Source organism: Mycolicibacter icosiumassiliensis (genome assembly GCF_900078685.2).
Taxonomy (GTDB): Bacteria; Actinomycetota; Actinomycetes; order Mycobacteriales; family Mycobacteriaceae; genus Mycobacterium; species Mycobacterium icosiumassiliensis.
Window position 1 is genome coordinate 614,241 of sequence record NZ_LT546166.1, and the last position, 7,956, is coordinate 622,196.

7 protein-coding genes are annotated in these 7,956 nt (G+C 68.3%); 3 read left to right on the forward strand and 4 right to left on the reverse strand.

The window, feature by feature from the left end; genetic code table 11:
• Positions 1–34 precede the first annotated feature (34 nt).
• Both BN4346_RS26585 and BN4346_RS26590 read right to left on the reverse strand, forming a co-directional pair.
• On the reverse strand, positions 35–949 hold the full coding sequence (locus tag BN4346_RS26585; protein ID WP_067968111.1) for an SAM-dependent methyltransferase: 915 nt from the start codon (positions 947–949) through the stop codon (positions 35–37).
• A gap of 25 nt (positions 950–974) precedes the next feature.
• Positions 975–1,655, reverse strand: a complete 681-nt coding sequence (locus tag BN4346_RS26590) for a potassium channel family protein (RefSeq protein ID WP_067968115.1) — start codon at positions 1,653–1,655, stop codon at positions 975–977.
• Positions 1,656–1,800: 145 nt separating this feature from the next.
• Here BN4346_RS26590 and BN4346_RS26595 point away from each other — a divergent pair, with 145 nt between their 5' ends.
• Positions 1,801–3,297 carry a potassium/proton antiporter gene (locus BN4346_RS26595; RefSeq protein ID WP_067968118.1) on the forward strand — a complete coding sequence of 499 codons (1,497 nt, stop codon included), beginning with the start codon at positions 1,801–1,803 and terminating at the stop codon, positions 3,295–3,297.
• A gap of 3 nt (positions 3,298–3,300) precedes the next feature.
• Here BN4346_RS26595 and BN4346_RS26600 read toward each other — a convergent pair whose 3' ends face one another.
• Positions 3,301–4,416, reverse strand: coding sequence for an alkaline phosphatase family protein (locus BN4346_RS26600; RefSeq protein ID WP_067968121.1), 1,116 nt, complete (start codon positions 4,414–4,416; stop codon positions 3,301–3,303).
• A gap of 44 nt (positions 4,417–4,460) precedes the next feature.
• A complete protein-coding gene (locus BN4346_RS47525) occupies positions 4,461–5,063 on the reverse strand; it encodes a hypothetical protein (protein ID WP_154677543.1) in 603 nt (200 codons plus the stop codon).
• Positions 5,064–5,467: 404 nt separating this feature from the next.
• On the opposite strand from BN4346_RS47525, the gene BN4346_RS26610 reads away from it, so the two are divergent.
• Entirely contained in the window at positions 5,468–7,009 is a 1,542-nt protein-coding gene (locus BN4346_RS26610) for an acyl-CoA synthetase (RefSeq protein WP_096867450.1), read from the forward strand.
• A gap of 193 nt (positions 7,010–7,202) precedes the next feature.
• A partial coding sequence (locus tag BN4346_RS48385) for a PGRS repeat-containing protein (protein ID WP_407695048.1) occupies positions 7,203–7,956 on the forward strand: 754 nt, incomplete at its 3' end.

A 7,956-nucleotide genomic window follows, 5' to 3' on the forward strand; every position in this document is an offset into this window, starting at 1 on the left:
GTCCCGTCACCACCTCGGACTTGCCCGGACGCGATCAGGTTCGGGTGGCCGCAACGTAGCGGATCGCCGCCGGAGCACCATCGAGCTCACGGTCGGAAAGCCGGGGCAGCCGGGCCGCAGCGAACAGGTCGGCGATGCCCGATTGAGTTGTGGACCAGCCACTTTCGGTAAGATGCCGCACGACGTCCGTGTGCTCTCCGGAATAGAAGGGCCCGGGACCGGTAAGACTCAGGCCACGTCGGCGCCACCGCTCGACGAGTGATTCGTGGTGTACCGCCTGCGGTCGGCTCGGCGGCACGGCATGATCGGCGGCGAGCCGGCTGCCCGGGGCGCTGAGTTCGGTGACACCGTCGAGCAGACGATTCTGTGCGTCCGAGGGGACATACCAGACCAGCAGCCCCTCGATGACCCACACGGTGGGCGCGGCGGCGTCAAAACCCACCCGGCGCAAGGCCGCCGGCCAGTCGCCACGTAGGTCGACACCGACCGCGCGCCGGTTGACGCTCGGCGTGGCCTCCCAGGCCCGCATGGTGGTGGTTTTGAAGTCCACGACATGCGGGTGGTCGACCTCGTAAACGATGGTCTCGGACGGCCACCACAGCCGGTAGGCGCGAGTGTCCAGCCCCGAGCCCAGGATCACCGCTTGGCGGATGCCCGCACGAGCGGCATCGGTGAAGAACGCGTCGAAGAAGTGGGTTCGCGCCGCGGAGAACTCGGCAAACCGGGGAAATCCGCCGTCTTTGCCCAGCCGGCTGATGTCCAAGTCGCCGTCGGCCACACGAATGCAGAACTCCAGGCCGACCTTGTGTACCAACGGCGCCGCGAACGGGTCGTTGATCAGTTCGCGTGACACCGCCGCGGCCCGGGCGGCCGCCAGCACGGTGGCTATGACGCCGGCCCCGCTAGCCAAGCTCCCGGCGTCATCCTGCTCGTTCGGAGCCGTACTCATGGGTCCCCACCGCGGCGGCACGGCGTCAATGTGTCCTTCTGCCGGCCGGTGCGCCGTGCACCACCGCCCGGACCTCGTCGTCCATCCCGCTGGCCGCGGCGAACAGCATCTCGTCGCCGGCCTGCAGCGCCTCGGTCGCCCGCGGCAGGATCACCCGGTCACCGCGCTGCACCGCGACCAGCGCGGCGCCCTCGGGCAGCACAATGTCGCAGACCTGCCTACCGATCAGCGGGTTGTCTTCGGGCAGAGTCAGTTTCGTCAGGCTGGCCTGACCGCGCCGCAAGCCCATCAACGGCACCAGGTGGCCGACGTCGATGGCGCCCTCCACCGCGGCGACCATCGCCCGCGGAGTGGAGACCGCCACATCGATACCCCACTCTTCGGTAAAGAGCGGCTCGTTGCGGGCATTGTTGACCCGGGCCACCACCCGAGCCACCCCGAACTCCACCTTGGCCAGCAGCGCGATAGCTAGGTTGGCCTTGTCATCACCGGTGGCGGCGATCACCACATCGCAGATCTCGATGCCGCATTCCCGCAGCGCGCTCAGCTCGCAGGCGTCGGCCAGCAGCCACTCGGCGTCCGGAACAATGTGAGGCTGGTAGTGCGCCGGGTTGCGCTCGATCAGCAGCACCCGGTGCCCGTCGCCGATCAGTTCCAGTGCGACCGATCGCCCCACCGCGCCGGCACCGGCGATCCCGATCCGCATGATGGCTCCCCTCGTCTCGGCCGTTCCGGGCGTAACACGGTCGTGACAGCGCTACTGATTTACTGACAGATAACACGAACCCGCCGACCTTGAGCGAATCACATGGGCGGGTCCGGCCGCCACCAACAGCCCGAACGGGGAACAGATGAGCCTGCAACAGCTCTACCTGGCTCTGTTGATCGGGGGCTTGGTACTGCTGGCCAGCATCATCGCCACCCGCGCGGCGGACCGAGTCGGGCTGCCCAGTCTGTTGCTGTTCCTGCTGGTCGGGGTGGCGATCGGCAATGACGGGCTGGGCCTGGATTTCTCCGACGTGCAATTGGCCAGTGACCTGGGCACCACCGCGTTGGCGGTGATCCTGGTCGAAGGTGGTTTGACGACGCGCTTCGCCAACATCCGCCGGTTGCTGGCGCCGGCGGCCGTGCTGGCCACCGTCGGTGTCGGGGTCAGCATGGCGGTGATCGCGGTGGCCGCGCACCTGCTACTGGGCATCAGTTGGCAACTCGCCTTCCTGCTGGGCGCGATCGTCTCGCCGACCGACGCGGCGGCGGTGTTCTCCATCCTGCGGGTGCTGCCGCTGCCGCGGCGGGTGGCCGGCCTGTTGGAGGCCGAGTCCGGTTTCAACGACGCGCCGGCGGCGATCGTGGTCCTGATGCTGAGCACCACGCCGCTGGTGATCGATCCGGTCCACGCCATCGGCGGCGTGTTCTACGAACTGATAGCGGGCTCGGCGATCGGCCTGATCGCCGGCCTGCTCGGCGCGATGATGCTGCGCCGCGCCGCCTTGCCCGCGTCCGGGCTGTATCCCTTGGCGACTTTCGGGTTGGCGATGGTGGCGTTCGCCGCGGCCGCTTCGGTGCACGCCAGCGGGTTCATCGCCGCCTACCTGTCTGGCGTGGTGCTGGCGAACTCGGGCCTGCCGCACCGCGCGGCCATCCGTTCGTTCGCCGAGGGGCTGGGCTGGCTGGCGCAGATCGGGCTGTTCGTGTTGCTGGGCCTGTTGGTGAGCCCGAGCCAGTTGTCCGGGGAGTTGATCCCGGCGCTGCTCATCGGGGCGGTGCTGCTGCTGCTGAGCCGGCCGTTGTCGGTGGTGGCGTCGCTGATCTGGTTCCGGGTGCCCTGGCGTGAGCAGATCTTTCTGTCCTGGGCCGGCCTGCGTGGCGCGGTTCCGATCGTGCTCGCGACCTTCCCGATCGTCGAGGGTGTGCCCGACAGCTACCGTCTGCTCAACATCGTGTTCATCCTGGTGGTGGTCTACACGGTGGTACAGGGCCCCAGCCTGGGTCTGTTCGCGCAGTGGCTGGGGCTGATATCGCGGGACACCACCCGCGAGATCCAGGTGGAGGCGGCGCCGCTGGACGTCTTGGAGGCCGAGCTGCTGACGATGACGGTGCAGCCCGGGTCGAAGCTGCACAACGTCTCGGTGCTCGAGCTGCGGCTGCCCGATCCGAGCGTGATCACGCTGATCATCCGCAAGGGCGACACCTTCGTCCCCCAGCCAGACACCCGGATCACCGTCGGCGACGAGCTGCTGATCGTCACCACCAGCAAGACCCGGCTGTCGGCCGAACGCCGGCTGCGGGCGGTCAGCCGGCGCGGCAAGCTGGCCCACTGGTTCGACGAGTACGGCGACTCGGAGTAACCGTCAACGAGAGAAGGTGAGCAGCGGGATCGCCATCTCGGCCGGGGCGAGCCCGCCGTGAAAGCCCACCAGCGCCGCCGTCTGCGGCGGCTCATGTTGGGTCGCCAGGATCGCGGTGTCGCCGGTACAGGTCACGACGATGTCGCCGATGCGTGCCAAATGCGCGTCCCGCACGGGTCCGAATACTCCAGCGGCGACGGCCTGATCGCGGGTCTGCACCACGGCCCGCCCGGCCAGGCGCTGTGTCCAGGCCGCCAGCACGTCGGCCGTGGCGCCGGGCTGGGTGTGCAGGTAGCGCACCCGCGGCTCACCGGCGACCACCCGGATCCCGGCACGCAACGCCGGATCGGCGTCGAGGTCGATACGAGCCTCCTCGGGCACGTTGAGCCCACCGTGGTCCGCGGTCACCAGCAGTGCCGTGTCGCCGGGCAGTTCCTCGAGGAGATGCCTCAGCAGCGCATCGACTTTCGCGGCGGCGGCATGCCAATGCGGGGAGCCGATCCCCGACATATGCGCGGCGTGGTCGAGTGCTGCGGTGTAGCCGTAGACCAGGCCCGGTGAAGCCAACTCCGCGATGACCCGCTGGGCGTAGGGCTCCCCCTTGGCCACCGGACAGAACTCCGCGCCTCGGTAGGCGGACTCGGTCAGCCCGCTGCCGACGAACATTTCCGGCAGGACGGCGCGGGCACGCACGCCTGCGGCGCGCAGCCGCTCGAACCAGGTGGGCACCGGCTGCCAGCGCGCCGGCGGCGGCTCGTCACCCCAGAAGATGTGCGTAAGTACCCGATCGGTTCCGGGAACATTGACGGTGAAACCCAGCACGCCGTGCTCGCCCGGCGTTACGCCGGTGCCCAGCGAGACCAGGCTGGTCGGAGTGGTGGAGGGGAAAGTGCAGGACAGTTCGGTCAGATGACCGGTGGCGCCGGCCAGCACCGAGGCCAGCAGCGGCGCGTCCCGCGCCAGTTGCGGTAACAGGTGATAGCCCAGCCCGTCGACCAGCACCACCGCCACCCGCTGCACGTCACCCACGCGCTCGCGCAGACCGAGCCTGTCGATCGCGCCCGGCACGCCTAGCAGCGCGGCGGCGGACGGCAGGATGTCGCAGATCGAACCGGGCACCGGCTCAGCCTGCCATTGGTCGGCTCGGCGCTGCGGCCGAGGCGCTAGCTGGCGCCGTCGCCCTCGGCTTTCGGCAGCTCGACGCCGGGCCTGGCGGCGCTGGTGTTCGCCTTGGTCGGTTTGTTGGCGCCGGCCGCGGCACCGCCGCCGTTACCACCGCCGCCATTGCCGCCGCCGCCATTGCCACCGCCGGGCATGCTGAACTTCGGGAAGCTGGTGGAATTGTTGGAGTTTTCGGAGTTTCCGGGTTGATGCTCGCCATTCGCGGGCGTCGGGGTGGTGTCGCCGGGAGCGCCCGGGTTGGTGTCAGAGGAACTGTCCGGGTTGGTCTGGGTGGGCGCACCCGCGGTCGCGGCCTCCGGATCGGATTGTCCAGGCGCGTCGTGCAACACCTGATCGAGCTGAGCCAACGGGTCCTGAAGGACACCGGAGGCTGCCAGATCCACCGGGCCAGCAGGAATGTCGGCCACGTCGATGGGAGCGGCATCGACACTCGCCGCACCGATCACCGTGTCAAGCAAGTCGTCGAGGTCGGCGCGCGCCGCGGGTGCCACGAGCAAACAGAATCCGGCGGACACAATCGTGGCCGTCACACGGGCAGCCGCCCGCTGCCCTCGGCCCAGGCCGCCACCTCGGGGACCGCTCATCCGCCCAGACCTTCCTCGATAAACCTCGCCCGACGATGCTCCGCTCAAGCGAGGACGAACTTAGCCGTTTCTCGCTTAATTGGGCGACCCGAAAGCCCGCTGAATAACGATGTTCAAGGAGCGTTCACTTTCTGGCACCACTCCAGTTACCACACCTAGGGACACGCCATTTTCCCTGGTGAAACCCATAATTGAGACCGACGTCACAAAGGCTGGAGCCGAACACACGGCGAATAATTCGGCTATCCACATAAAAGCGCCCGCGACTCCTATCTTCTATTGAAGGTCGGCGCCCTTCTGGATAAAAAAAATCAGGGCGGTCGATAAATCGCGGCAACAGTGCTCACGGCGCCCGTGCGGCGAACCACCCCTGCGCCGACAGTCCGCGGGTTAGCGTTCGTGAGGTGGACATACCCCCGATCGATCTCGGCTCCTGGATCTCCCGGCGGGCCGCCGCGACGCCGAACCTCCCGGCTATCACCTACGGCGAAAGCACCTGGACCTACCGAGATTTCGCGGATCGGATCGACCGACTGGGGGCCGAACTGGCCGCCGGCGGTATGCGACGCGGGGATCGGGTCGGCTACGCCGGCCTGAACCACCCGGATTTTCTGGTCACCCTGTTCGCCGCCGCCCGGATCGGCGCCGCCTTCGTGCCGCTGAACTGGCGACTGACCGCCGACGAGCTCGGCTACATCCTGGGCAATGCGCAGGTCCACACCCTGGTAGCCGACGCCGAGCGTGCGACGGTGATCGATCCGGTGCGCGCGCAGGCCGGGTTGCGCCGGGTGATCGCGCTGGCCCCGGTACCGAGCTGCGAGGTGCTCGACGAGCTGCTGGCCGAGCGGGCCCCGCTCACCGACCCGGTATTCGCCGAGCCCGATGACGTCGCCGTGATCATGTACACCTCCGGCACCACCGGGCATCCCAAGGGCGCCATGCTCACCCACGCAAACCTGTTCTGGAACAACGTCAATGCCCTGCTGACGTTCGACACCAGCCAGAACGACGTGTCGTTGGTCTGCGCGCCGCTGTTTCACATCGGTGGACTCAACGTCACCACGCTGGTGACCCTGCAAAAGGGCGGCCGGATCGTGCTGATGCCCACATTTGAACCGGCCGAAGCGCTACGGCTCATTGCCGAACAGCGGATCACCACCATGTTCGGGGTGCCGGCAATGTTCCTATTCATGAGCCAGCGGCCGGAATTCGCCGACACCGACCTGTCCAGCGTGCGCAGCTTCGTCTGTGGCGGCGCACCGGTCCCCGAGCCGCTGATCCACCGCTACGCCGAGCGCGGCATCCCGTTTGCGCAGGGCTACGGGCTCACCGAGACCGCCCCGCTGGCCTTGGTGCTGCGCACCGATGAGGTCGGCGTGAAGATCGGCGCCGCGGGCAATCAGGTGCTGCCACTGTCGGATGTGCGGCTTGTCGATCTCGAGAACCGGCCGGTGCCGGCCGGCACGCGCGGGGAGATCTGCGTGCGAGGGCCGCAAGTGATAGCCGGCTACTGGCGCAATCCCGAGGCCACCGCGGCGGTGATCGACGCCGAGGGTTGGTTTCACACCGGCGATATCGGCCAAGCCGACGACGAGGGTTACGTCTGGGTGCTCGACCGGGTGAAGGACATGGTGATCTCCGGCGGCGAGAACGTCTACCCGGCCGAGGTCGAAGACGTGCTGTACGGACATCCGGCCGTCGCCGAAGTAGCCGTGCTCGGCACCCCGCACGAGAAGTGGGGCGAAGCGGTGACGGCGGTGGTGGTACTGCGCCCGGGCGCGACATTAGAGCTCGATGAGTTGCGTGAGCACGCCCGCGCCAAGCTTGCGGCGTTCAAACTGCCGATCCGGCTGGAGATCGTCGACGCCTTGCCCCGAACACAGTCCGGGAAAGTGGTGAAGTACCAGCTCAGGGGGGTGCTTGCGGACCGGTCGGACAACCAGTGACCCCCAGGTTCCTTTGAGGGGACCTGCAGTGGTCATTCAGCGCACTGCAGACCTGGTGAAGTTACGGTAAATTCCGGATCGCAGTCTCCTAAATCTGGTTCGGCGTTATGGCCGCTACCGCCGCCCCGAGAGGTACCCCATGCCGCGCCAGCGCAAATCCGTAGCACTCCACCGCCGTCACCGCACTCTGGCGGTGGGCGCTGCGTTGGCACTGGGGTTGAGCCCGCTGGGTTTCGCGCCGGCCGCCAGTGCTGACCTGGAAGATCTGCTCGACCCGACCTACTGGATGGACCCGAGCAGCTGGTTCGAGCCAGGCGATGTCGGCACCGCAGTATTCGACCCCAGCGCCCTGGGCCTTGGGGACCTGTCGACCTGGTTCGACGGTGCAGGAGCAGCCGACTTCAGCTTCTCGGCGTTCAGTTTCGATGACTTCGCGCAGAGCATCTACCTGGATCTGCACACCGGCATGCAGGACTGGATGTCCAGCTCCGTCGGGCAGCAGCTCGACGGTCTGATCAACCCGCTGTTCGCCTCCGACACCGTGTGTGGCCTGATCTGCAACGGCGTCGCCGGCACCCAGGACGACCCGACCGGCGGCGGCGGTGGCTGGCTGTTCGGTGACGGCGGCGCCGGCTACAACTCCGACGTCGCCGGGGTCGCCGGCGGCAATGGCGGCGCGGCCGGCTGGTTCGGCAATGGTGGGGCCGGCGGGATCGGTGGCGACGGCGCCGACGGCGGTAACGGCGGCACCAGCGGAACCCTGATCGGCATCGGCGGTGCGGGCGGCAACGGCGGCGCGGGCCCAGCCGGCGGTAACGGTGGCGACGGCGGCGACGGCGGCGGCGCGGCCGGAAAGTGGTTCTCCTTCGGCGGCGTCGGCGGCAACGGCGGAGCCGGCGGCGACGGCACCGACGTGGGTGGCGCGGGCGGCAACGGTGGTGCCGGGG